General features: G+C 57.1%; 18 protein-coding genes. 13 read left to right on the plus strand and 5 right to left on the minus strand.

The window, feature by feature from the left end; genetic code table 11:
• Positions 1 to 3: 3 nt before the first annotated feature.
• The 4 genes from hslV to FXO11_RS04105 all read right to left on the minus strand — a co-directional run bounded on the left by hslV (position 4) and on the right by FXO11_RS04105 (position 5882).
• A complete protein-coding gene (hslV, locus tag FXO11_RS04090) occupies positions 4 to 534 on the minus strand; it encodes an ATP-dependent protease subunit HslV (protein ID WP_148861696.1) in 531 nt (176 codons plus the stop codon).
• Positions 535 to 970: 436 nt separating this feature from the next.
• Complete coding sequence (locus tag FXO11_RS04095; protein WP_148861697.1) at positions 971 to 1615, minus strand: SPOR domain-containing protein; 645 nt, start codon at positions 1613 to 1615, stop codon at positions 971 to 973.
• A 38-nt stretch (positions 1616 to 1653) separates the two neighbouring features.
• Positions 1654 to 3339 carry an arginine--tRNA ligase gene (argS, locus tag FXO11_RS04100; protein WP_148861698.1) on the minus strand — a complete coding sequence of 562 codons (1686 nt, stop codon included), beginning with the start codon at positions 3337 to 3339 and terminating at the stop codon, positions 1654 to 1656.
• 377 nt (positions 3340 to 3716) lie between these two features.
• Positions 3717 to 5882, minus strand: coding sequence for a primosomal protein N' (locus FXO11_RS04105; protein ID WP_148861699.1), 2166 nt, complete (start codon positions 5880 to 5882; stop codon positions 3717 to 3719).
• Positions 5883 to 6078: 196 nt separating this feature from the next.
• On the opposite strand from FXO11_RS04105, the gene rpmE reads away from it, so the two are divergent.
• Positions 6079 to 6297 (plus strand): 50S ribosomal protein L31, encoded by a 219-nt coding sequence (gene rpmE / locus FXO11_RS04110; RefSeq protein WP_148861700.1) that lies wholly within the window; start codon positions 6079 to 6081, stop codon positions 6295 to 6297.
• Between the two features lie 347 nt (positions 6298 to 6644).
• Positions 6645 to 7910: a malic enzyme-like NAD(P)-binding protein gene (locus FXO11_RS04115; protein ID WP_148861701.1), complete on the plus strand. Its 1266-nt coding sequence runs from the start codon at positions 6645 to 6647 to the stop codon at positions 7908 to 7910.
• A gap of 131 nt (positions 7911 to 8041) precedes the next feature.
• Here the strand turns inward: FXO11_RS04115 and FXO11_RS04120 are convergent, their stop codons facing one another.
• Entirely contained in the window at positions 8042 to 10477 is a 2436-nt protein-coding gene (locus tag FXO11_RS04120) for a penicillin-binding protein 1A (RefSeq protein ID WP_455024929.1), read from the minus strand.
• 195 nt (positions 10478 to 10672) lie between these two features.
• On the opposite strand from FXO11_RS04120, the gene FXO11_RS04125 reads away from it, so the two are divergent.
• From FXO11_RS04125 to hemE, 11 genes are all read left to right on the plus strand, one after another.
• A complete protein-coding gene (locus FXO11_RS04125) occupies positions 10673 to 11740 on the plus strand; it encodes a pilus assembly protein PilM (RefSeq protein ID WP_148861703.1) in 1068 nt (355 codons plus the stop codon).
• A complete protein-coding gene (locus FXO11_RS04130) occupies positions 11740 to 12306 on the plus strand; it encodes a PilN domain-containing protein (RefSeq protein WP_148861704.1) in 567 nt (188 codons plus the stop codon). The genes FXO11_RS04125 and FXO11_RS04130 overlap by 1 nt, the downstream gene beginning before the upstream one ends.
• Positions 12303 to 12914: a type IV pilus inner membrane component PilO gene (pilO, locus tag FXO11_RS04135; protein ID WP_148861705.1), complete on the plus strand. Its 612-nt coding sequence runs from the start codon at positions 12303 to 12305 to the stop codon at positions 12912 to 12914. Before FXO11_RS04130 ends, pilO begins: the two co-directional genes overlap by 4 nt.
• Positions 12915 to 12916: 2 nt before the next feature.
• Complete coding sequence (locus FXO11_RS04140; protein WP_148861706.1) at positions 12917 to 13468, plus strand: pilus assembly protein PilP; 552 nt, start codon at positions 12917 to 12919, stop codon at positions 13466 to 13468.
• Between the two features lie 65 nt (positions 13469 to 13533).
• Entirely contained in the window at positions 13534 to 15594 is a 2061-nt protein-coding gene (gene pilQ / locus FXO11_RS04145; protein WP_202980284.1) for a type IV pilus secretin PilQ, read from the plus strand.
• A 132-nt stretch (positions 15595 to 15726) separates the two neighbouring features.
• On the plus strand, positions 15727 to 16293 hold the full coding sequence (aroK, locus tag FXO11_RS04150; RefSeq protein WP_148861708.1) for a shikimate kinase AroK: 567 nt from the start codon (positions 15727 to 15729) through the stop codon (positions 16291 to 16293).
• Entirely contained in the window at positions 16286 to 17374 is a 1089-nt protein-coding gene (gene aroB / locus FXO11_RS04155) for a 3-dehydroquinate synthase (RefSeq protein WP_148861709.1), read from the plus strand. Before aroK ends, aroB begins: the two co-directional genes overlap by 8 nt.
• Before the next feature lie 29 nt (positions 17375 to 17403).
• On the plus strand, positions 17404 to 19119 hold the full coding sequence (locus tag FXO11_RS04160; protein WP_148861710.1) for an SPOR domain-containing protein: 1716 nt from the start codon (positions 17404 to 17406) through the stop codon (positions 19117 to 19119).
• Between the two features lie 313 nt (positions 19120 to 19432).
• Positions 19433 to 23881 carry a glutamate synthase large subunit gene (gene gltB, locus FXO11_RS04165; protein WP_148861711.1) on the plus strand — a complete coding sequence of 1483 codons (4449 nt, stop codon included), beginning with the start codon at positions 19433 to 19435 and terminating at the stop codon, positions 23879 to 23881.
• A 55-nt stretch (positions 23882 to 23936) separates the two neighbouring features.
• Positions 23937 to 25355, plus strand: coding sequence for an FAD-dependent oxidoreductase (locus FXO11_RS04170; protein WP_148861712.1), 1419 nt, complete (start codon positions 23937 to 23939; stop codon positions 25353 to 25355).
• Between the two features lie 69 nt (positions 25356 to 25424).
• On the plus strand, positions 25425 to 26489 hold the full coding sequence (gene hemE, locus FXO11_RS04175; protein ID WP_148861713.1) for a uroporphyrinogen decarboxylase: 1065 nt from the start codon (positions 25425 to 25427) through the stop codon (positions 26487 to 26489).
• Positions 26490 to 26621: the final 132 nt, after the last annotated feature.

The following is a 26621-nucleotide window of genomic DNA, read 5'->3' on the forward strand; positions in this document are numbered from 1 at the left end:
CAATCACTCGTTGGCAGTGAGCACTTCCAGGGTGCGGTTGTGGTTCGTATAGATGCAAATGTCGGCGGCGATATCCAGGCCCTTCTCGACAATCTCATCCGCTTTCAGATCTGTGTTTTCCAGTAGTGCCCTGGCTGAGGCTTGTGCGAAAGGGCCACCGCTGCCGATAGCAATTAGGCTATCCTCGGGTTCGATAACGTCGCCGTTGCCAGTGATGATCAAAGAGGCGGTGTGGTCGGCGACCGCGAGTAAGGCTTCCAGGCGCCGAAGGGCGCGGTCCGTTCGCCAGTCTTTGGCCAGTTCCACCGCAGCACGCGTCAGATTCCCCTGATGCTTTTCAAGCTGGGCTTCAAACCGTTCGAACAGGGTAAAGGCATCGGCCGTTCCGCCGGCGAATCCTGCCAGTACCTTGTTGTTGTGAAGGCGGCGTACTTTCCGGGCGTTGCCCTTCATGACGGTGTTGCCGAGAGAAACCTGGCCGTCGCCGCCCATGGCGACGGTATCGCCGCGGCGGACCGAAAGAATCGTTGTCATGCGTGCTCCAATTACGAGGTGAGCGATTCAAAGAGTTAGTGCACTGTTTGGTTAATTCGCTGACTTAATGAGACCCTGAAAATCTGGCTAGCAAGGCGCGGTGATGAAGGTGTGGTGGTTCCACATCGAGTCGCCGCAACGCCGCTAGCCAGATTCTCAGGGTCTCCCTTCGGGCGAGCTTCTGAAGGCTTTGGATCTGCGTTGCTGCTCTTTGACATGGAACCACCATGCCTGCAGACCAGCGCCTTGCCCAAAGCCTTCAGAAGCCCGCAGTAAGTCAGCGAATTAGCCAAACAGTGCACTTAGATATGGCCATCGAGCGGCGAATTTCAAGGGCATGCTATTGGTAGTGGGGGTGAAGAAACAGCAATAAAGAAGCGGCGGGGAGGGCATGGCGCCCCGGCTGGCGCTGTGCATCCAGCCGGGGGTGGGAGTCTTATCCTTCTTTGGTCGCTTTTTTAGGGACTTTGCGAACCAGCGGCTGGATGTTGATGCTGACGAGTTTGTCCAGGGCGCTGTTCATCTTGCTACGGGAATCGAACGGACCGACGTTGACGCGATACCAGATTGTGCCGCTATCCAGGGTGATCTTCTCGATATTGGCTCGCAGGCCTTGGAAGGCAATTTGTGCGCGCTGACGTTCGGCATCGGTTTGTCCTTTGAACGAGCCGGTCTGGACCAGATAGCGAAATTGCCTCTCCTCCGGAGCTGGGCCGGGGTCGTACTCCTCGACCTTGGGCGGCACCACTTCCGATTCAGGGAGCATGTCGTAGAACTGAAAAGATTGTTGCTGTTCTTTTGGTTTTTCCGCTGGCGCGGGTTTGAGCGGTTTGGAGGGCGCCGGCTTGGTCGTCGCTGTTTGCCGGTTTTCGGACGTCGGCATGGAGTTCAGATAAGCGATAAACCCGATAAACCCGCCGACCAGCGCCAGTGAAAGAATCCAGCGTAAAGACAGCCCTCCCGACTGGCGCTTAGGCGCTGTCTTGGGACGGGCTGCCGCGCGGGGCTTGGCTTTTGCGTTGGTTCTGGACGTGGCGGCCTGCCGACGACTGTTAGGCTTTTTGGCGTAATCACGTGACATCGAGTGGGGCCTCGCGCGTTAACTGCTCGTGTGTTGCTTTACATCTCTTCCGGCGCGCTGACGCCAATCAAATCCAGACCGTTGACCAAGACCTGCTTTACCGCGAGGCACAGGGCGACGCGGGCATCCCGAAGCTCAGGCTCATCCACCAACACCTTGTGAGCGTTGTAATAGGTGTGGAACTGGCCGGCCAAATCCCGCAGGTAATGCGTCAGGTGGTGCGGTTCGCGCTGGACGGCAGCGCTGGCGATCAGCTCTGGGTACTGGGCCAGGCGATTCGCCAGGTCCCGCTCCTCTTCAAGCTCCAGGCCGTCCAGCTTGTGGGCAAAACGTTTGGTCTCGACCTTAACGCCCAGTCCGTCCAGTTTGCGCAACATGCTGCTAATTCGGGCATGGGCGTATTGCACATAGTAGACGGGGTTTTCATTGGATTGGGAGCGAGCCAGGTCAATGTCGAAGGTCAGTTGCGAATCGACCCGGCGCGCAGCCAGGAAGAAACGAGTGGCGTCACGGCCCACTTCGTCGATCAGATCGCGCAGGGTGACGTAGCTGCCGGCGCGCTTGGACAGTTTTACCTCGACGCCAGAACGTGTCACCAGCACCATCTGATGCAGAACGTAATCCGGCCAGCCCTCGGGGATGCCTGCACTCAACGCCTGGAGTCCGGCCCGGACGCGGGTGACCGTAGAATGGTGGTCGGCACCTTGTTCGTTAATGACGGTGGTAAAGCCACGCTGCCATTTGTCCAGGTGGTAGGCCACATCCGGCAGGAAATAGGTGTAGCCACCGTCGGATTTACGCATCACCCGGTCTTTGTCGTCGCCGAATTCCGTCGTACGCAACCACAAAGCGTCATCCTTTTCGTAGGTATAGCCATTCTCGCTCAGCTTCTCGACCGCCTCGGCTACTTTGCCGTCGTTGTACAGCGAGGATTCGAGGAAATAGACGTCGAATTCGACGCCGAAGGCTTTCAGGTCGAGATCCTGTTCGCGCCGCAGGTACGCCACGGCGAACGCCTTGATGGCATCTAAATCATCGGCATCGCCTTTGGCGGTCACTTCCCGGTCGTCGGCGGACACGGTTTCTTTGGCCAGATAAGCCTTGGCGACATCGGTAATATAGTCGCCGCGGTAGCCATCCTTCGGCCAGCCGGCATCTTCCGGCGTCATGCCTTTGGTACGGGCCTGAACCGACAAAGCCAAGTTGTCGATCTGGGCGCCGGCATCGTTGTAGTAGAACTCGCGGGTCACGCGGTAGCCGTTGGCTTCCAGTAACCGGGCCAGGCAGTCACCGATTGCAGCCCCCCGGCCGTGACCGACGTGGAGAGGGCCGGTGGGATTGGCGGAAACGAATTCGATCTGGACGGACTCGTCCTTGCCCGAATCGTTGCGGCCGAAGGTTTCTCCGGCTTCGATAATGGTGCGGACGATATCGAAGCTGCTGGCGTCGCTCATGAAAAAGTTGATGAATCCGGGCCCGGCGATCTCCACCTTGGCGACGCTTTCATTTTTTGGCAGCTTGTCGATGATCGTCTCGGCCAGCTGTCGCGGTGGTTTTCCGGCTACTTTCGCGGTGGCTAAGGCGATGTTCGTTGCAAAGTCGCCGTGGGCCTTGTCGCGTGTATTGTCCACATTGGGCGTGAAGGTCTGGTCAGACGGCAGAACGCCATCAGCCTGGAGCGCCGCAATAGCGGCTTCAAGTAGCTGGATTACCGTGTCTTTCATACTGGCAGATGACTCAGTCGGATCGGAGCATGGATAGGGGCCGCGGCCCCCGCTATCGGGGACGGCGTATTATCGCGGAAAAATGGGCTTTTAATCAAAGAAGCCAGACAGTTTTGCCGGGCTTCCTCAATTTCTCTGACTTAAATTTCTAAAATTGCTGCAGCTATTTCTTCCTTCGTGTACGCACAGCTGCTGTAACGGTGGCTGAAGCCAAGCCATCGCTGTGATTTGCGTATATGCAGGTGTTGAGCTTTTCTAAATGCCAGGCGCCCCGATAGTGCCTTTGACTTTGCGGTTTATAGTGCTCAGATCATAGCATAACGTGAAAAAACGCTAATCTTGAACGGTATGATTTATGCAAAAGTTTGTAACCGTTCTCATCCCGTTTCCAGCGGATCTACGTCGATCTGCCATTTCAGGGAGGCGGGCTTTTTGCGGTCGTCGAGGTGTAGGCAAAGCGCAGACAAATGGCGCTGCAGAGGGCCTTTTTGATCGCTGACCAGGACGAGTTGAGCGCGGTGGCGGTCGGCGCGTCGGGCGATGACCGCCGGTAGCGGGCCCCAGATTTCAAGATCTTGGCCTTGCAGGCGGCTTTTCGCTTCATCGAGAAAGGCGAGACTTTCCTCCATAGTAGCGGCTTCGGCTCGTAATAAAGCCATCGCACGAAAAGGGGGGAGTTGGACGGCGCGCCGTTCGCTCAGAATGTGTTCGGCCATAGCCAGGTAGTCGCCGGTGCAGAGCTGGTTTAAAAGGGGATGGTCGCTGTGGCAGGTCTGGATGAGTACGGCGCCAGGAATGCGCCCGCGGCCAGCCCTGCCGCTAACCTGAAGTAGGGTCTGGATCAGCTGTTCCGGCGCTCGGAAATCGACGCTGAACAACCCGCCATCAGCGTTGACGACGACCACCAGGGATACGTTGGGGAAGTCGTGACCTTTGGCTAGCATTTGGGTACCGACGAGGATGCAGGGCGCGCCGCTATTGACCGTGTTCAGGATGCGATCGATGCTGCCGCGTGTTCGGGTGCTATCCCTGTCGACTCGTATAACGGGCGTTTCGGGGAACGTGGCCTGGAGAACGTCTTCGGTCCTTTCGGTGCCCTGGCCGACCGGGCTGTAGGCCTCGCTTGCACACTCCGGACAGGTGACCGGCGCTGCGGTCTGATAGTCGCAGTGATGGCAGCGTAGGGCCCGGTCGCGCCGGTGGTAGGTCAGGCGTGAGTCGCAGCGCGGGCATTCGCTGATATGGCCGCAGTCGAAACACATCATTACCGGCGCGAAGCCCCGGCGATTGACAAAAACCAGCACCTGCTCCTTACGGTTTATGCGTTCGCGAATGGCCTGAATTGTGCGATTCGATAGACCGCCTTCGAGTGGGCGGCTGCGGATATCCTGCAGTCGAAGCGCCGGAGGGCGAGCGTCGCCCACGCGCTCTTCCAGTCGAACCAGCGTGTACTTACCGGAGGTTGTGTTTTGGTACGACTCGATCGACGGTGTGGCAGAGCCGAGCAGCACCGGGCATTGGTTGAGGTGGGCGCGGTAGACGGCAAGGTCGCGTCCGGAATAGCGAAATCCTTCGCCTTGCTTGAACGACGTATCGTGCTCCTCGTCGACGACGATCGCTCCCAGCGCAGTGAACGGCAGAGTGACTGCGGAGCGTGTGCCGATAACGATGACGGGATCGCCACGACGGATCCGGAGCCAGGTCTGTAGGCGTTCGCTATCGTTGAGGGCCGAGTGCCAGACGCGAATGCGGTCACCAAAGTAACGGGTGAACCGGCTCACAGTCTGGGGTGTAAGGTTGATTTCCGGTACCAAAACCAACGCTTGTTGGTCAGGTTCCAGGTAGCGCTCAAGATAGTGGAGGTAGATTTCGGTCTTACCGCTACCGGTGATGCCGTAGAGAAGGGCTGCACTAAAGCCTTTTGCGGGCGAGGGAAGTTCGCTGAAGGCTATATTCTGGGCTGGAGTCAGCGGTGGTAGTTTCTCCACTGGCGCTGCGGCTTGGGCTTTTTGTGCCGTTTTTTCGATGAGCTGCCGCCGTTCCAAATTGCGAATCTGATCGAGTGAGTAACCTGCGGCCTGAATAGTGCTTTGACTCGTAGGTTCCGGTTGTGCTCTGAGCCAGCTAAGCAATGCCTTTTGGCGGTGGGCCTGGGCCGGAAGGTCGTCATCCGTTGACGCCCGACGCGCCTGCCAGGCAGGCTCTTCCGTGGCTTCAGCGGGCCGGCCCCGGCGCAGCGCCGGCGGCAGGCTCATAAAAAGACACTCACCCAACGGGTGCTGATAATAGGCAGCGGCCCACTGCATCAGTTGACGGGTTTCCGGGGGCAGAGCCGGCCAGGGTTCGAGGGCTTCGGTGATCTGGCGCAATGTGATGTTGGCAGGAGGCTCGACGCCGGTCTCGACAACCAGGCCTACCAGTGACTGGCGGCCAAAGGGCACACGTACCCGTTGCCCGGGTTCCAGTTCCACACCTGGCGGGATCTGGTAGTCGAATAGTCTGCGCAAAGGGCGGGACAGCGCAATACGTGCCGTCTGAATCACAAAGGCTCCGCTACGAGAAGAAAGGCGCAGTATAGGGGAAGATCACGATCCCCTCATCTATTGCGATCAAGCCGGTTTCTGATATGATTGCCGCCCTGATTTCGGCGGTATTGTTCGTTTTTTGCTCGCCGGATTTTTTCAATATGCGGTGCCTGGCAGCAGATCAGGTGGCGGCATGGCCAGAGAGGTTTCCCTCATGAGAGAAGGTATCCACCCCAAGTACGAAGACATTACTGCAACCTGCAGCTGCGGTAACGTCATCCAGACCCGTTCGACCCTCGGTCGCGACATGCAGCTCGACGTGTGCTCGCAGTGTCACCCGTTCTACACCGGCAAGCAGAAGGTGATGGACACCGCGGGACGTATCGACCGGTTCCAGAAGCGTTTCGGCGGCCGTATCAAGAAAGGCAGCTGATAGACTGTATTCGGCTGGCAGACAGTGCTGGCGAGAGCGGCAAGATGTTGCTGGCAGGATTAGCAGAAAAGGCGCCTTACGAGGCGCCTTTTCTGTTTCTGGCAAACAGTCGGAATTTGGCGGTAAAGCTGGTTAGTATTTGCGCAGCGGCCCTTGTTTGGGTTGGGTAGTCACGCCATAATGTCGCGCTCCCGTCAGCCTTGGCGGGACAATAAAGTGAGAGCAGTGTCGGAGGCTGTGCAGCGACGCATGGACGTCCTCTCAAATCATCCGAAAAACAGGATGGGAGGTCTCCGGCCAGTACAACGAATCTCCACCCTATTAACGTGACAAACGGAACAGTGGCAATGTCTCAAGATCTGAAAGCAGCGGCCCTCGATTATCACGCCAACCCGCGCCCCGGTAAGCTGAGCGTTGAAATCACCAAGCCGACCCAGACCTCCCGCGATCTTTCCCTGGCTTACAGCCCAGGTGTAGCGGAGCCGGTTCGCGAGATCGCAAAAGACCCCGAGAATGCATACAAGTACACCGCCAAAGGGAACCTGGTGGCTGTCATTTCCGATGGTACCGCTATTCTCGGTCTGGGTAATCTGGGCCCGCTGGCCAGTAAGCCGGTAATGGAAGGTAAAGGCGTTCTGTTCAAGCGTTTCGCCGGTATCGATGTTTTCGATATCGAGGTCAATTCCGAGAGTCCCCAGGCATTCATCGAGACTGTGGCGCGCATCGCGGACACGTTTGGTGGTATCAACCTGGAGGACATCAAGGCGCCGGAATGCTTTGAGATTGAGCGCGCCCTGAAAGAACAGTGCAACATTCCTATTTTCCATGACGACCAGCATGGCACGGCGATCGTAACGGCCGCCGGTATGCTGAATGCGTTGGAGCTTCAGGGTAAAACGCCGGAAGAAGCCAAGGTGGTATGCCTCGGTGCCGGTGCAGCGGCGATTGCCTGCATGAAGCTGTTGATCAGCTGTGGCATCAAGTCTGAAAACATCTACATGCTCGACCGCAAAGGCGTTATTCACGCCGGTCGCGACGATTTGAACCAGTATAAGGCCATGTTCGCCAACGAGACGGACAAGCGTACTCTCGACGATGCGATCGATGGCGCCGATGTATTCCTGGGGCTATCCGGTCCTGATCTGCTGACCGCCGATCAGCTCAAGAAAATGGCGGCGAATCCAATCGTTTTTGCCTGTTCGAACCCGGATCCTGAAATTAGCCCCGAAGTCGCTTTGGCGGCTCGCGATGACCTGATCATGGCAACGGGGCGCTCGGATTATCCGAACCAGGTCAATAACGTGCTGGGCTTCCCGTTCATCTTCCGTGGAGCACTGGATGTCCGTGCCACCGCTATCAACGAAGAGATGAAAGTGGCTGCGGTTCTCGCGATCCGTGCCCTGGCCAAAGAGCCGGTGCCCAAGGAGATCTGCGAAGCCTACGGCGTGGAAAGTTTTGAGTTCGGCAAGAACTACATTATTCCCAAGCCGATGGATGTGCGTCTGCTCGAGTTCGTTCCGGCGGCGGTGGCCAAGGCTGCTGTCGATTCTGGGGTGGCTCGCCATGCCTACCCGGCGCATTATCCGCTGAAGTCGCTCGACGACATCAAGTAAGGCCTGCCAATCGACAAAGAACCCGCCAATCGGCGGGTTCTTTGTTTCTGCTGTCATATCCCTTCACCAACTATCTCTTCACCAACGTTGCCGCCTGTCAGCGTGATGGTGCGGTGGCATGCCGGTTAAGCCTAGAAGAGCTCCTGAGGAAGCATGGTATCGCCATCTTCGCCGGTTTGGATGGCATCCGATGACTGCTGGGCTGGCACGTTTTCTTCCCGAAACAGTTCGAATACAGCATTGGTATTGCCGGGCGCGGCGCGCTCGCCCGTTTCCGGATCGATCTTGACCGTCACGATGCCGTTGGGGCGTGGCATGTGGGCGGGCGGCTTATCCGCCAGGGCGACCTCCATGTAGTCGAGCCATATCGGCAGCGCGGCAACAGCGCCATATTCGCCGCGACCCATGGGGCGCGGCTGGTCAAACCCGACCCAGGCCGTGGTGGCAACCGAGTGGTTGAAACCGGAGAACCAAGCGTCCCGCTGTTCGTTTGTCGTGCCTGTCTTGCCAGCGATGTCGTCACGATTAAGGGCAAGAGCCCGACGTCCGGTGCCGCGCTTGATAACGTCGCGCAACATTGAATGCAGGATATAGACTGATCGCTCATCGGCCAGCCGGGGCGCGATCTGGATGGCTGGAAAGCCAACCTCCGGTGTTGGGGTCTGTTGGGCGATTTCGGCACAATTGTCATCGCACTGGATGATACTCGGCGCTGCATACACGATATTGCCGCGGCTATCTTCGATACGCTCGATCAGATACGGCTTGACGTCATAGCCGCCATTGGCGATGACCGCAAAGCCTCGGGCAACCTCCATCGGCGTCAGCAGTCCGCTGCCCAGGGCCAGCGAAAGATCTTTCTGCATCTGGGTCGTGTTGATCTTCAGCTGGTTCAAGTAGTCGATGGCGTAGTCGATGCCGACCGAGCGGAGGAGGCGGATAGAGACCAGGTTGCGGGAGCGATAGAGCGCCTCCCTCAAGCGGGTGGGTCCGTAGAACTCGCCGCTGGAATTTTCTGGCCGCCAAATCGTCTCCAGGCTCGCATCATCGAACACGATAGGGGCATCGTTAATCAGCGTTGCGGCCGTCTTGCCTTTTTCCAGGGCCGAAAGATAAAGGAACGGCTTGAAGTTTGAGCCAGGCTGGCGGCGTGCCTGGGTGGCCCGGTTGTACTTGGATTGCTGGAAGCTGTAGCCCCCCGAGAGCGCGAGAATGCCACCGCTCTGTGCGTCCAGTGAAATCAAGGAGCCTTGAACTTCCGGGAGCTGTGAAAGAGCGACACGAACTGCTTTCGGTTCGGCTTCCGCGGCTTGCTCAGTCACTTCTTGCTCATTGATCGCTTCCGCATACACCACATCGCCAACGGCGAGCACATCGGCGGGTTTTTCAAGCGCTGGACCGCGCCGATCCTGGTTTTCATAGGTTCTGGCCCAGGCCATGGTTTCGAAGGGCATGGTGGCAGCGCCAAATTCCTGGGTGTAGACCTCTGCAGCGTCGTCCGTGAGAGAGGTCACGACGACGGGGCGTAGGGCTGCATAGGTTGGAAAATTGCTGAGCGCCTCGGCGAGGTCGCCGGATTCGAGGGTGCTTTCGTCGAGTTCGCCAACGGCGCCACGGAATCCATGGCGTTGATCGTAGGCTTGTAGTCCGTTCTTTATTGCATGGTTGGCGGCTTGCTGGTTCTCGCTGTTAACGGTCAGGTGGACCGCGTAACCATCGGTATAGGCCTCATCGCCGAACCGTTGCACCATTTCGCCCCGCGCCATTTCGGCAATGTAGTCCGCATTTAATTCGGTTTCCGCACCGTGGAAGCGGGCGGTGATCGGGGCACCGGAGGCCAGTTCGTAGGCGCTATTGGAGGCGAAGCCTAGCTCATTCATGCGCTGGAGGATCCAGTTACGACGGGCCAGGGCGCGCTCGGGGTCGGCCAAGGGGTTATAAGCAGAAGGGGCCTTGGGTAGGCCGGCCAGCATGGCCATCTGAGCGAGCTCCAGCTGTTTGACCGACTTGCCGTAATAGACGTGGGCGGCGGCTTCAATGCCGTAGGCGCGATTCCCCAGATATATCTTGTTTAGATACAGTTCCAGTATCTGGTCTTTAGGAAGTTCGCGCTCGATCTGAAAGGCTAGCAGTATCTCATTGAACTTGCGGATAAACGTACGATCACGTGTCAAAAAGTAATTTTTTGCAACCTGCATGGTGATGGTACTGCCCCCGGAACGGATCGAACCGGTAGATATCAGTTCGACTGCAGCCCGCGCCAGGCCTTTGATGTCGACCCCGCTATGCTCGTAAAAACGTGCGTCTTCAGCGGCCAGGAACGCATGTAACTGAAGTGTTGGGATCTGTTCGATTGTGATCGGAGCCCTTCTCTTTTCACCGAATTCTGCTATTAATCTGTTGTCGCTGGAATAGACCCGAAGCGGCGTCTGGAGCCGGATGTCGACGAGTTGTTCGACGCCGGGCAAACCGGGCCGCAAATAGAGATAAAAACTTGAGAGCACAATGGCGCCAAGTGAAATTCCTATTAGGAAGAACCAGGCCGTTATGCGAGTAAAGCGGATCATTCGGGACATTTTTCTGACAACTGTTAGGTATAGGTCTATTATTTAAGAAATTGCTTTAAGAGTTTAACGCATCTTCCGATGCTTCAGTGCCTTCCTTCCAATGAAAGAATGGGCATTGTAGACGCAAAGCAGAACAAATTCTCTTAAATAAAAAATACGTAACCGGGTGCATTTAACCAGGTATAGGGTGAGCGCGTGTTCGGATTGTTCGGTAAAAAGTCCAGTACCGTTCTGGGCATCGACATCAGTTCAAGCTCGGTCAAGCTCCTGGAACTCTCCAGGCTGAGTGGCGAGCGATATAAGGTGGAAAGTTATGCGGTCGAACCGCTGCCCGCCAATGCTGTAGTCGAAAAAAATATCACAGATGTTGAGGCGGTTGGCGATGCGCTGAAAAAGGTCGCAAGTAAAGCCCGCACCGGCGTGAAACAGGCGGCCGTTGCTGTCTCCGGTTCGGCTGTTATTACCAAGCTGATCCAGATGAATGGTGGTATCAACGAGTTTGAAATGGAAGATCAGATCGCGCTCGAGGCCGATCAGTACATTCCTTATCCTCTCGATGAAGTGGCTATTGATTTCGAAGTTCAAGGGCCTTCTGAAACCAATCCCGATCAGGTCGACGTTCTTTTGGCAGCTTGCCGTAAGGAAAACGTCGATATTCGGGAGGATGCGCTCTCCATTGCAGGTCTTTCTGCCAAGGTCGTCGATGTCGAGGCCTATGCCCTCGAGCGGGCTTACGACCTTATCGAGCCCCAGTTGGATGCCCAGGGCGAAGAGCTGGTTGTCGCTATCGTTGATGTCGGCGCGACCATGACAACGCTGAGTGTTCTCGCCGAAGGCAAAACGGTATACACCCGCGAGCAGATCTTTGGCGGCAAGCAGTTGACCGAGGAAATTCAGCGTCGTTATGGCCTTTCTCTCGAAGAGGCTGGTCTTGCCAAGAAACAAGGCGGTTTGCCGGACGACTATGACTCCGAGGTGTTGTCGCCCTTCCGGGAAGCGGTTGTGCAGCAGGTTGCGCGCGCGTTGCAGTTCTTTTTCGGAGCCAGCCAGTACAACGCCGTCGATTACGTGGTGCTTGCCGGCGGAACGGCCTCTATCCAGGGTTTGACCGAGATGGTGGAGGAAAAGACCGGGACCGCGACTTTAGTTGCCAACCCGTTCGCGGATATGGCGGTAGGCTCCCGCGTCAACGCGTCTGCACTGAGCAATGATGCGCCGTCGTTGATGATTGCCTGTGGTCTGGCGATGAGGAGTTTTGACTGATGGCGAAGATTAACCTCAGACCCTGGCGCGAAGAGCTGCGGGCGGAGAAACAGCAGCAGTTCGTCGCGATGTTGCTGGGTGCCGTTATCGTTGCCGCCGGCCTCGGCTTTTTGTGGAATACCAACCTGGATAATCGTATCGATTATCAGGAATCCCGCAACGCCTATATCGAAAGTGCCACGAAGGAGTTGGACTCGCAGATCAAGGAGATCGAAGATCTGCGCCGCAAGCGCGACGAGTTGATTTCCCGGATGCAGGTTATTCAGGATCTTCAGGGCAAGCGGCCGGTTATCGTGCGCGTCTTCGACGAGCTGGTTAGGACCTTGCCTGACGGGCTGTTCTATATGGATTTGAAGAAAGCCGGTAACACCGTATCCATTGTGGGTATGGCTGAGTCAAATAGCCGGATTTCAAGTCTGATGCGGCAGTTCGATGAGTCGGAATGGTTTGCCAATCCCAACCTGACGAACGTGTCGTCGGCGGATGAACGCCGTGCCGGATACAGCCAGTTCAATCTCTCGGTCAACCAGAAGACGCCTGAGCCCGAAGTGGAGGAGAAGAAATGAGCCTCGCGGACTCAATGAAAAGCCTCAATGAATTCAATATCAACGATCTCGACGTCAATAATGCCGGCATTTGGCCGATGCCGATCAAGATCATCGTCGCCCTGATCGTATTTGGCCTCATTCTCGGAGGTGGTTACTGGTTCTTCGTCAAGGATCAGTACGCGCAGCTTGAGCGAGTGGAAAAGCGTGAAGTCGAGCTGAAGGAACAGTACGAGCAGAAAGCCTATAAGGTCGCCAATCTACAGACCTTCAAGAACCAGATGGCGGAGATGGAAGAAACCTTCGGTGCGCTGGTCAAACAGTTGCCGAGTGACACTGAGGTGCCTGGCCTACTCGAAGATATTACCAATACCGCGCTGGGCAGCGGTCTGGAGCTGCAGGAAATTACGCTTCAGCCCGAGCAGACCCGCGACTTCTACATTGAGTTGCCGATCAACATCCGTGTTCGGGGGACCTACCACGAGTTGGCGTCCTTCGTGAGTAGTATTGCGGGGTTGCCGCGTATTGTGACGCTGCACGATTTTACGATTAAGCCAACAGGCGGTGAAGCGGAAAAGCTGGATATGCAGGTTCTGGCCCGTACCTACCGCTACCGGGCTGGGGAGTGAGCATGATGAAAAAGCATGCAAGTAAGGCCTGGGCCGGCATTTGTCTCGCATCGTTGCTGGCGGGCTGTTCCCAGGGTAGTGGCTATTCCGACTTGGATCAGTTCATGGCAGAAACCCGTTCCAAGCCGCGCGGTTTCGTCGAACCGCTGCCGGAGTTCAAGGCCTACGAGGCATTTACCTACTCGGCCTCGGATCGCCGTTCACCGTTCGAGGTGCCGGTCGAAGTCCAGCTCACGATGGTTGACGAGCCCCCGCAAACCGATATCGAGCCGGATCTGGATCGGCCTAAGGAAGTGCTGGAGAACTTCCAGTTAACGGAGCTCAACATGGTAGGGACCTTGCGCCGTGCCGATGGCAACAGTAGTGGTCTCTATGCCCTGGTCAAGGACACCGGCGGCGGGATTCATCGCGTGCGCAAGGGAAATTACATGGGACAGAATTATGGGCGGGTTGTCGGTGTCAACGAGACCCGTATTGAGCTCATTGAAATCGTGCCCAATGGCCGCGGTGGTTGGGTGGAGCGCCCCCGATCCCTGTCTTTGAATGAGGGCTGAGGAGCGGCGTTATGAAGAATCAAAGAAGACTGTTTGTACAAATAAGTTTGGGGTCGAGGCTAACGATGTTCAGAAAATTCGCAGTAATGTTCGGCATGGCCGCACTCGGCATGTTTTCGGGACTGGCCCATGCTGTCAGCCTGAATGATGTCGATTTTACGTCGCTTCCTGGCGATGGTACCGAGGTAACCTTGACCTTTGACGGCACGCCGCCTCAGCCCACGGGCTACACCATAGAGCGCCCGGCACGTATCGCTGTAGACCTGCGTAACACGCAAAGCGCCCTTGAGAGCCGAAGTGTTTCTCTGGGGGGCGGTAACGCCCAAAGCATGACCGTGGTCGAAACCGACGATCGGACTCGCCTGATATTCAATCTCGTGGAATTGGTGCCCTATACCACGAACGTATCGGGTAACACCGTGACCCTCAGGATCGGTGGCGATGCCGGTGGGTCAGCGTCTGCCCCGGCATCGGCGTCAACATCGTCAGCGCCTGTCGCCTCCGGGCGTGACGCGATCACCAATGTGGACTTCCGTCGGGGTTCGAACGGCGAAGGCCGGATTATCGTCACGATGAGCGATCCCACTATCCCCGTCGATCTGTCGGAAACAGGCGGTCGGATTCGGCTGGTGATGGATGAAGCCCAAGTGCCTGAGCAGCTGCGTCGTCGTCTGGATGTGACGGATTTCGCAACGCCCGTAACCCGAGTCGATACGTTTATGCAGGGTGACGATGCGGTTGTGGAGATTCGCCCTCAAGGCAACTATGACTACCTGGCCTATCAGGCGGACAACCAGTTTACGGTCAGTGTGGAGCCGCTGACGGAAGAAGAAGCCGAAAGCCGTCGTGACGAGAAATTCCCGTATAGCGGTGAAAAGCTCTCTCTGAACTTCCAGGATATTGAAGTCCGTTCAGTTCTTCAGCTGATCGCTGACTTCACCGGGCTGAACCTCGTAGCCAGCGATACCGTCAGCGGCAGCATCACGCTGCGTCTGCAGAACGTGCCGTGGGATCAGGCACTGGACCTCATTCTGAAGACTAAAGGGCTCGACAAGCGTCAGATCGGTAACGTACTGCTGGTTGCTCCGGCGGACGAGATTGCCGCGCGTGAGCGTCTGGAGCTGGAAACATCCAAACAGATTGCGGAGTTGGCGCCTGTACGCCTGGATATTATTCAGGTGAATTACGCCAAGGCAGGGGATATTGTCGCTCTGGTTCAGGCCGATGCGGAGTTGATTTCCGACCGGGGCTTCATTTCATCCGATGCGCGTACTAACACTATTAGCGTGAGGGAGACGGCTGAGAAGCTTGAGGAAATTCGACGCCTGGTTAATACCTGGGACATTCCTGTGCGCCAGGTCTCCATCGAAGCGCGTATCGTACGCGCTCAGACCAACGTGGCCGAAAGCCTGGGTATTCGTTGGGGCGGTGCCGGGTACGATGTGAGCGGCAATAACGTGTTTTCCGTCGGCGGCTCCCAGAGTGCTGTTGGCGAAGCTCGCGATGCGGCCGGCGGCGGATCCGGAGACATTACTTTCCCCGGCGCTTTGGCCGTAGACCTGGGCGTAACCGCGAATGGCGCTTCGTCTTTTGCCTTTGGTTGGGCGAGCGATGACTTCTTGGTTGACCTGGAATTGTCAGCGCTTGAAACCGATGGCAAAGCCGAAGTCGTCTCCCAGCCGCGTGTCGTTACTGCTGATCGCCAAACAGCGTCGATTAAATCCGGTGAAGAGATTCCATACCAGGAAGCGTCATCAAGCGGTGCAACGTCTGTATCCTTTAAAGAGGCTGTGTTGTCTCTCGAGGTAACTCCGCAAATAACCCCTGACAACAAGATCATTATGGATCTCGTGGTCAATCAGGACTCCAGGGGCGAAGTAACCGCGGGCATACCTTCTATTAACACTAACGAGGTGACAACCCAGGTGCTGGTCGGTGACGGAGAAACGGTTGTTCTGGGGGGTATTTTCCAGTCAGAGGTATCGACCAACATTACCAAGACGCCGTTCCTTGGTGATATCCCTTACGTTGGACGTCTTTTCAAGAGAACCGAAAACATCGACGAGCGTAGCGAATTACTTATCTTCATTACGCCGACGATCATGCGCAGCGAGCTCATTAACTAGTCTGTGCATTTGTCCTCGAAGCCGCCTCATTGAGGCGGCTTTTTTGTGTCTTCGCTTAATGATCACGTGGCGCTTATCGGTTAAATAGAGGCTATGCTATGCTCTGCGCCCTGTATTGAATTGAGCTGAACTATGCCATTGCCAGAGCGTATTGTTCTCGTGGGCCCCATGGGTGCAGGTAAAAGCACCATCGGCCGGTTGCTGGCGCGAGAGCTGGGTTATTACTTTGTCGATTCCGACCGCCTCATCGAGGAACGCTGCGGTGCCGATATCCCGTGGATTTTCGATGTTGAGGGCGAAGACGGATTTCGTACCCGGGAAAGTAATATCCTGGAGGAGCTTTCTCGCGAGAAAGGCGCGGTGATCGCCACTGGCGGTGGTGCCGTAATGCGTGAGATCAATCATGAGAGCTTGCGCCGCAATGCGCTGGTCGTCTATCTGAAAACCTCAGTCGAGCAGCAGTACGACCGTACCCGCAGAGATCGTAATCGCCCGTTGCTGCAGCACGATGATCCCAAATCAATCCTTGGTGACCTATTTGCTCGCCGGGACCCACTATACAGCCACCTGGCTGATATCGTGATGATGACCGACCGTAAAAGCCCGCGTCTGGTGGTGCGTCAGTTGATCAATCGCCTTAGTCCTCGCCCTCATCGCAAGAAGCGTCATCTCAGGAAGGAAGGTCAGAATCATGTCTGAATCCAGTCGTGAACTGCATGTGGATCTTGGCGATCGCAGCTATCCGATCATTATTGGCCAGGGTTTACTGGGTCGCCAAGACCTCTCGGTCTTCGTGCCGGGTGAGCGAGTATTGATCGTCACCAACGAAACCCTTGCGCCGCTTTACCTGGATCGGGTTGCTGGCAATTTCCCCGGCAAGCAGGTCGATCACGTCATTCTCCCCGATGGCGAGCGATTCAAGAACTGGGAAACGCTAAACCTCGTGTTCGATGCTCTGCTGGAGCAAAGGCATACCCGGAAAACTACGCTCGTCGCTTTAGGCGGCGGCGTGATCGGCGACATGACGGGTTTTGCGGCAGCTAGCTACCAGCGTGGCGTGAACTTTATTCAAATACCGACAACGCTGTTGTCGCAGGTGGATTCTTCGGTCGGGGGAAAAACGGGCATTAATCATCCGCGTGGCAAAAATATGATCGGCGCTTTCCATCAGCCTCAGGCGGTCATGATCGATACCGATACCCTATCCACCTTGCCTGAAAATGAGCTGGCAGCTGGCTTGGCCGAAGTGATCAAGTACGGGCTGATTCGGGATATCGAGTTTCTCGAATGGCTGGAGCGCACTATCGATCGTCTCAACGGTAAGGACGACGAGCTACTTGCCGAAGCCATCTATCGTTCCTGTGAATGCAAGGCCGACGTGGTGGCTGTTGACGAGCGCGAAGGTGGCCTAAGGGCAATCCTGAATCTGGGGCACACGTTCGGCCACGCGATTGAAACCCACACGGGTTACGGTTCCTGGCTGCATGGCGAAGCCGTGGGGACAGGTATGCTCATGGCTGCGGATCTATCCATGCGGTCCGGGTATATAACTGCCGATGATGTGGCCCGCACGCGGCAATTGCTCGAGCGCGCAAAACTCCCCCTGATACCGCCGTCTGGAATGACGCCGGACCATTTTATGGAACTGATGGCCGTCGACAAGAAAAATGTGGACGGCGCGCTACGGCTGGTCCTATTGGAGTCCCTTGGCGAGGCCGTGGTCACCAGCTCGTTCCGAACCGAAAATCTGCATGAAACCCTTGCGCATTTCTGTCATTAAGAAGAATTGGATGTCTAAGGAAGGGTGCAATGGCTGAAGATCTGCTAACTGGAGATCCGAGTGGGCTGTTCCAGCGACTTCAGGAGCGTTACGGTCTTGGCCAGGACCCACTGGCCATGGATTCGCCGTTCTTCCCTGGCGCACAGCGACAATATGCGCTGGAAACGATCAGGCATCTGGCGGCCTTCGGCGATATGGCATTGCTTGTTACCGGGGCGAGAGGTTCGGGGAAAACCCGATTGCTGGCCGAGTTGGTTCGAGCAGAATCCGAAAGGCTGACGTTTCATCGCCTCACTGTTGCCGAAATCAGCAGTGAGCAAAATCTGGCAGATGCTCTGCTACGTATTGCTCATCGTGGTCTTGGCGCTGGCCGCTCACCGCGGGATGCTATATTCGGCTTCTTCAAGTGGAGCGAAGCCGCCACCCGCAAAGGCAAGCGTCTTGTTTTATTGATGGATGACGCCGACCACATGCCAGCTGCGGTCGTTCGCTCGCTGCTGGCGGCCCATCGCGAGGCGGACTGTAGTCAGTGCGCGGTGCCACTACTGGCTGGTGCCGACACCCTTGTCGCATCTTTAGGTATCGCCGAGGCGGGCGGTAGCGCACAGCCGCATGTTCATCAGGTTCACCTGCGGCCTCTAACCCGGGACGAGCTGAAGGATTATCTGGTACCGCGGATTGAAAGGTCCGGCGTCGATCCGGCCGTGTTGCTCAATAACGCCCGCCTCAAGCAGTTGCACGAATTGAGTCATGGGAGCTTTTCCCGTCTCAAACGAACGGCTCCCGCAGTTTGGCTGGATATGGCGGGGCATCAGCCCAAGCCCTCGGAAAAAGGCGAACCGGGACGAAAAAAATGGCTATGGCCCGCCATGGCCGTAATTCTTCTGGGGGGTTCTTGGCTGCTCGTCTCCTGGCAGTACGACGCCATGATTGCGTCCGAAGCCGAACCGCCCGAGCCATCGGTACCGGAACCGGAGCGTAAAACCGTCAGGTTGGGGCCTGATGCCGAGATCTGGGCCGACGTTCCAGAGCCGGTCGAAGACAACCGTTCGCAGGCTGAGAACTCGGTTGCCGAGGCGCCGGGCGAGTCGGCGGAACAGCCCGCATTCTCCCCTGCAGACACCTTGCCGGAAACGGAAACGGAAACGGAAACGGAAAGCTTTGACCAGCAGCCGGCCATGATCGAGCCGACTGATGCTGCGGAGCGCGAGAGCAGCGGAGAGGGCAGCTCTGAGCAAGTCGAGACGGTTGATGCCGTGGGCACGGAGTCTTCGCCGGAAACGGAGGAAAGTGCTCAGCAGGGTGATAACGGTATCAGTGATCGTGCCGAGTTGCCGGCTGACGATGCCGCGGCGGATCCGGAAATCGCCCAGGAGACAGCTCCGACCGTCGGTGATCAAGCCGCTGAAGCTGAAGAGTCGGCCCCAGCAAGCTCAGTGCAAACGCCGGGATTCGATGCCGGTAACCCCGCGCGCTTTCAGCCTGTCGAGCAGCTGCGCCAACGCCAAGGCTTTACGGTGCAGTACATTGCCGGCTTTGAAGAAGACACTGCGCTGGACTTCCTGGCGCGGTACCCTGATATCGATAACTTGATCTATACCCGCTCTACACGCAAAGGCAAACCGTGGTATGTTGTGATTTACGGAGGGTTTGTCAGTCGTGACGAGGCTGACCGGGCAATCAGTCAGCTTCCGCAGCCGTTGGCCCGCCGCGATGTGTGGGTCCGTGCTTTTTCAGGACTTTAAGGAACTTGCGCCACTCTTCAGGATCTAGTGCACCAGTTGTTCCGCGGTCGCGGTACCCGGCGCGCAAGCAAGTAGGGCGTTGCCAGTGACGGCATGAGCCTTCGGGCCGTACGGCGCTGTTTTTTATTCTTTTTTATACCAATCTCATCGATTTCATATTCCGTAAGTGCGCTAAAAAGTGCTCAATAATTTGAGTAGGTATTAGTGCGCATGTAAAATAGCCAGCCCCCATTTTCAGTGTCAGTGGGAGATGTGCCTGGGCTCTGCAGTTATCCCATTGATTGAAAAAGAATTTTTAAGTGAGAGAACGCTTATGATGACAGGTTTGTATCATCCCAGTGAGTTCAGGGACAACTGTGGATTTGGCCTGATTGCCCACATGAAGGGCGAGGCTAGTCACAAGTTGCTGCAAACTGCCATCGAGTCGCTGACCTGCATGACCCATCGTGGTGGTATTGCAGCGGACGGCAAGACCGGTGACGGCTGCGGCTTATTGCTGCAGAAACCCGATGCCTTCCTGCGCAAGGCTGCCCAGCGGAGCTTCGGCAAAAAGCTCGGCGAACTTTACGGCGTGGGCATGATCTTCCTTGATCAGGATGAGAAAAAGGCCGAGCGTGGCCGCAAGACGCTGGAAAAACATCTGGTCGAGCAAGGGCTCGAAGTCGCTGGGTGGCGTGAAGTGCCAACAGAGAGCGATTGCTTGGGCCCCATGGCCCTGGACTGTCTGCCCCGTATTGAACAGGTGTTTGTCGAGCCTGCAGGTAAGGGCGAGCGGGAGTTTGCGATCAGCCTGTTTTTGAGTCGTCGCCACACCGAGCGCGAAATGGCGGACGACGCTGAGTTTTATATTTGCAGCCTGTCCCACAAGACCCTGGCCTACAAAGGCCTGATGATGCCGTCCGATCTGCCGACGTTCTACAAGGACCTCGGCGATCCGGATCTGCACACCGCGATTTGCGTGTTTCACCAGCGTTTTTCCACCAATACCATGCCGCGCTGGCCCTTGGCGCAACCGTTCCGCTTTTTGGCCCATAACGGGGAAATCAATACCGTTGAGGGTAACCGCAACTGGGCGATTGCCAGGGCCTCCAAGTTCAAATCCGACGAATTGCCAGACCTTCAAACGTTGCAGCCGCTGGTTAATCGGACCGGGTCCGACTCTTCCAGCATGGACAACATGCTGGAAATCCTGCTGGCCGGTGGCGTCGATTTGTTCCGCGCGGTACGTATGATGATTCCGCCTGCCTGGCAGAACGTGGACACCATGGATTCCGACCTGCGGGCGTTCTACGAATACAATTCCATGCATATGGAGCCGTGGGACGGTCCGGCAGGTATCGTGCTATCGGACGGCCGTCATGCCGTCTGTATGCTCGATCGCAACGGCTTGCGTCCCGCGCGGTGGGTGATCACCAAGGACGACTTCATTACCCTGGCTTCGGAAATCGGCACCTACAGCTACAAGCCGGAAGACGTGGTTGCCAAGGGACGGGTCGGTCCGGGACAGATCCTCGCCATCGACACCGAGTCCGGTGAAGTGCTGCATACCCATGACGTCGATAGCCGGCTCAAGAACAGTCAGCCCTACAAGCGCTGGCTACGCGAGAACGCACTGCGGGTCGAGGCAACCCTTAATCAGGACACGCCCGAGTTCAAGCTGATGGAAAGCGACGACCTCAAAATCCATCAGAAGATGTTCCATGTGTCGTTCGAAGAGCGTGATCAGGTGCTGCGTCCGCTGGCTGAAAATGGCCAGGAGGCGGTGGGTTCCATGGGGGACGATACCCCTATGGCCGTGCTCTCCAGTCGCGTGCGTCACGTTGCCGATTATTTCCGCCAGAAGTTTGCCCAGGTCACCAATCCGGCCATCGACCCGTTGCGGGAATCGATCGTCATGTCGCTGGAGACTTGTCTTGGCGCCGAGCGTAATGTTTTCGAGGAGACGCCGGATCACGCCAACAGGATCATCCTATCGACGCCAGTGCTGTCGCCTGCGAAATTCCTGAAAATCGAAAGTAACGACCGCCCCGGGTTCGAAGTGGCTCGCATTCGGATGAGCTATAGGCCGGAACTGGGCCTGAAGCAGGCTGTGGAAGCAGTGTGCGCCGAAGCCGAGCAGGCCGTGCGCAACGGTAAAGTTCTGCTGATCTTGTCGGACAAGGATCTCAAGGAAGGCGAATTGCCGGTCAACGCGTTGATGGCTACAGGTGCGGTGCACCATCACCTCGTCAACAAAGGCCTGCGGTGCGACTCCAATCTGATTGTCGAAACCGGCTGGGCGCGGGACTCGCATCAATTCGCTGTGCTGTTCGGGTTCGGTGCGACGGCGGTTTACCCGTATCTCTCGTATCAGCTTCTCAATGACTTGATCCGTACCGGTGAAGTCATGATGGACCCGATTGAGGCCAAGAATAACTACCGCAAAGGGATCAATAAGGGGCTGCTGAAGATACTGTCGAAGATGGGTATCTCTACCATTACCTCTTACCGTGGCGCGCAGCTGTTCGAGGCGATTGGTCTGGCCGAAGAAGTGGTCGATCTATGTTTCCCGGGGGTGCCAAGCCGTATTAAAGGCGCGACCTTCTACGACTTCCAGCAAGATCAGGCGTTGCTCGCCAGCACCGCATGGAAGCCGCGCAAGCCGATCAATCAAGGCGGCTTGCTGAAGTATGTCCACGGGCAGGAATACCACGCGTTCAATCCCGATGTGGTCAACACCTTGCAGCGTGCGGTTATTGATGGCGATTACGGTATCTACCGCGAGTATGCCGGCCTGGTGAATGAGCGCCCCGTAGCGACACTCAGAGACCTGCTGGGTTTCAAGCCGGGCATCAAGGCAGTTGAACTCGATACTGTCGAGCCGGTGGAGAAAATCTTCCCACGCTTCGATTCCGCCGCTATGTCCCTGGGGGCTCTTTCGCCGGAAGCGCATGAGGCGCTAGCGATGGCGATGAACACCTTGGGTGGGCGCTCCAACTCGGGTGAGGGTGGCGAAGACCCCGCTCGTTACGGCACGGATCGTCGCTCCAAGATCAAGCAGGTCGCCTCTGGACGCTTTGGTGTGACTGCGCAATACCTGCGCAGTGCCGATGTCATGCAGATCAAGGTGGCTCAAGGCGCCAAGCCGGGTGAGGGCGGACAGCTCCCAGGCGGTAAGGTCAACGAGCTGATTGCGCGTCTGCGCTATTCCGTACCCGGTGTGACTTTGATTTCACCGCCACCGCACCATGATATTTACTCGATTGAAGATCTGGCGCAGCTGATTTTCGATCTCAAGCAGGTTAACCCGAAAGCGCTGGTCTCGGTAAAGCTGGTATCCGAGCCGGGTGTGGGCACGATTGCCGCCGGTGTGGCTAAGGCCTATGCCGACCTGATCACCATTTCCGGCTACGACGGCGGGACGGCCGCCAGTCCGCTGACATCCATCCGTTACGCGGGTTCGCCGTGGGAACTCGGTCTGAGCGAAGCGCAGCAGGCGCTGCGTTCCAACGATCTGCGCGGCAAGGTGCGGCTGCAAACCGATGGTGGCCTCAAGACAGGCCTGGATGTGGTGAAGGCGGCGATCCTGGGCGCGGAAAGTTTTGGTTTCGGAACGACGCCGATGGTTGCTTTGGGCTGTAAGTACCTACGCATCTGTCACCTCAACAACTGTGCGACCGGTGTGGCGACGCAGAATGAGCGTCTGCGGGAAGATCACTTCAAGGGTACGGTTGAAATGGCGATGAACTTCTTCCGCTTTGTGGCGGAAGAAACCCGGGAGTGGATGGCGAAGCTAGGCGTGACCAACCTGGAAGAGCTGGTGGGCCGGACTGACTTGCTGGAGGCGCTGCCGGGCGATACGCCGCGCCAGAAGAATCTGGACTTGAGCCCCATTCTGGGCAACGACCTGATTCCCGCGGACAAGCCGCATACGTGCCAGGTCGAGCGCAACGAGCCCTTCGACCAGGGCCAGCTCGCCGAGCAAATGGTCAGCGATGTCAGCGAGGCCATTACCCACAAGTCCGGCGGCACCTGGCAGTATCGGGTGACCAACTGCGACCGCTCCATCGGCGCACGGATTTCCGGCGAGATTGCCGATAACCACGGCAATCAAGGCATGGCGGCTTCGCCGATTACCCTGGAGTTGACGGGTACAGCCGGACAGAGCTTTGGCGTCTGGAACGTCGGCGGTCTGAACCTGGTCCTTGAGGGCGATGCCAACGATTACGTTGGTAAGGGGATGACGGGCGGTAAACTGGTGGTTCGTCCGCCTCGGGAAAGTAATTTCAAGACGCAGGAAACGTCGATCATCGGCAACACCTGTCTCTATGGTGCCACCGGTGGCCAGCTGTTTGCCGCTGGCACCGCCGGTGAGCGCTTTGGTGTCCGTAACTCCGGTGCCCATGCAGTCGTCGAAGGTGTCGGTGACCACTGCTGTGAGTACATGACCGGCGGTCTGGTCACTGTTCTCGGCCATACCGGGCATAATTTCGGCGCCGGTATGACCGGCGGCTTCGCCTATGTTCTGGACCAGAAGAACACCTTTGTCGACAAGTACAACCACGAGCTGGTGGAAATCCAGCGTATTGCTAGCGAAGATATGGAGCCGTACCGTAACCACCTTCGCAGTGTTATCCGGGAGCATGTGACTGAGACCCAAAGCGAATGGGCAGAGCACATTCTCGACAATTTCGATGATTACATCGGTCGTTTCTGGCTGGTCAAACCGAAGGCGGCAAGTCTGCGGACGTTGTTGGCCAGCACCCGCGCCCGTCCGGAATAAGGGCGCGCTGAAACGAACCTTCCAGCATCGAAATTGAATAATTGAGAGTCGCGTGATGAAAGAGAGACTGAATAACGATTTCCAGTTTATCGAGGTTGGCCGTGTGGACCCGAAAAAGGTCCCTGCCAGCAAGCGGAAAAAACAGTTCCAGGAAATCTATCACCCGTTCAAGCAAGACGAAGCCGCCAGTCAGGCGCATCGCTGCCTGCACTGTGGTAATCCTTACTGTGAATGGAAGTGCCCCGTTCACAACTACATTCCGAACTGGCTGCAATTGGTATCCGAAGGGAATTTGCTGGAGGCCGCCGAGCTGTGCCATCAGACCAACTCCCTGCCGGAAGTCTGCGGCCGTGTTTGTCCCCAAGATCGCTTGTGCGAAGGCGCCTGTACCCTGAACGATGGTTACGGCGCGGTGACTATCGGTTCGGTGGAAAAATACATTACCGACACCGCATTTGCCTTGGGTTGGCGGCCAGACCTGTCGCACGTGCAGTGGACTGACAAAAAAGTGGCCATCATCGGCGCTGGTCCGGCGGGTCTCGGCTGTGCCGATATACTGGCGCGAAACGGCGTCAAACCCGTGGTTTTCGACCGCTACCCCGAGATTGGCGGTTTGCTGACATTTGGTATTCCTGAGTTCAAGCTCGAAAAGAGCGTCATGACCCGTCGCCGCGAGATTTTCGAATCCATGGGTATCGAGTTCCGTCTCTCGACCGAGGTGGGCAAAGACGTGCTGTTGGAAGACATCATCGATGATTACGACGCTGTCTTCATGGGCATGGGCACCTACACCTACATGAAGGGTGGCTTCCCGGGTGAAGAACTGCCGGGCGTTTACGATGCCCTTCCGTACCTGGTTTCCAACGTCGACCGGCGGCTGGGTTTCGGTGCGACCGATAGCGAGTTTATCGACATGAAGGGCAAGCGGGTGGTCGTGCTCGGTGGGGGCGACACGGCCATGGACTGCAACCGCACCGCGGTTCGTCAGCAGGCGGCGAGTGTGACTTGTGCCTATCGTCGTGACGAAGAGAACATGCCAGGCTCTCGTAAAGAGGTGACCAACGCCAAGGAAGAGGGCGTTAAGTTCATGTTTAACCGTCAGCCGATTGCAATTATTGGTGAGGACCAGGTTGAAGGGGTCAAGGTTGTCCAAACCCGTTTGGGCGAGCCTGACGAGAACGGCCGCCGCCGTCCGGAAGTCGTGACCGGCAGTGAAGAGGTCATCCCTGCAGATGCCGTGCTGGTTGCCTTCGGCTTCCGCCCCAGTCCGGCGGAATGGTTCAACAAGCTGAGCGTCGGTATCGACGATTCCGGCCGTGTGACGGCTCCGGAGCAGTCCGATTTTCCGTTCCAGACGTCTAATGCAAAGATCTTTGCCGGAGGCGATATGGTTCGTGGATCCGACTTGGTCGTGACGGCCATCTGGGAAGGTCGCCAGGCGGCGGAAGGCATCATGGACTATCTCGACATCTAACTATCTCGACATCTCATTGTACCCGGATGCCCGAGAAGAGCCTGAAATGTTCCTGATAACGAGAGCAGTATGACAGAACTCAAGAATGACCGGTTGCTGCGGGCACTGCAGCGCCAGCCCGTGGACCGGACCCCTGTCTGGATGATGCGTCAGGCAGGGCGTTACCTCCCCGAGTACCGGGCCGCCCGAGCCAAGGCCGGCGATTTCCTGAGCCTGTGTAAGAACACCGAACTGGCGTGCGAGGTCACCTTGCAGCCGCTTGAGCGTTACCCTCTCGATGCGGCCATCCTGTTCTCGGATATTCTCACGATTCCCGATGCGATGGGGCTCGGGCTCTACTTCGAAACAGGCGAAGGGCCCAAGTTCCGCAACACGGTTCGTTCAGCGGCTGATGTCGAGGCATTGCCGGCCCTCAAGGCGGAAACGGATCTGGGCTATGTCATGTCAGCCGTGTCGGCCATTCGCGGCGCCCTCGCGGGCCGGGTTCCGCTGATTGGGTTTTCCGGTAGCCCCTGGACTTTAGCGACCTATATGGTTGAAGGGAGCTCCTCCAAGGACTTTCGCGAAGCCAAGCGTCTGATGTACAGCGAGCCCCAGGTCATGCATGCGCTTCTGGATAAGCTCGCTGTAGCGGTGACCGACTACCTGAATGCCCAGATTCGCGCCGGAGCACAGGCGGTGCAGATTTTCGATACTTGGGGTGGCACATTATCCAGCTGGGCCTATGCCGAGTTTTCGCTGGCCTACATGAAAAAGATTGTTGACGGGTTGATTCGTCAACAGGATGGACGCTACGTCCCGGTGGTTCTGTTTACCAAGAACGGCGGTCAATGGCTGGAATCGATGGCCGATACCGGCGCCGACGCCCTTGGCCTGGATTGGACGACGGATATCGGTCATGCCCGTGCTCGAGTCGGCGACCGGGTTGCCCTACAGGGCAATATGGACCCTTCGATGCTGTATGCGCCGCCCGAACGGATCCGCCAGGAGGTGGCTGACATTCTGGCGCGGTTTGGCGAGGGTAGTGGTCACATTTTCAATCTCGGTCACGGCATCACGCCGGATGTGGATCCGGCACACGCGGGAGCCTTCATCGAAGCGGTATGTGAGCTAAGTGGGGCCTATCACGGCTGAAGCGCCCAGCGTCAAGCGTGGGCGAGCGCCCCTGGGTGATGCTTGGAAGCGGCGGCAGAACAGCGCTATAGTAAGTTCTGTTACAGTGCGAGTTCATGTTTCATTTGATATGAGTTAAGAACGAAAGGTCGC

This window comes from Marinobacter fonticola, assembly GCF_008122265.1.
In the GTDB taxonomy this organism is placed as follows: domain Bacteria; phylum Pseudomonadota; class Gammaproteobacteria; order Pseudomonadales; family Oleiphilaceae; genus Marinobacter_A; species Marinobacter_A fonticola.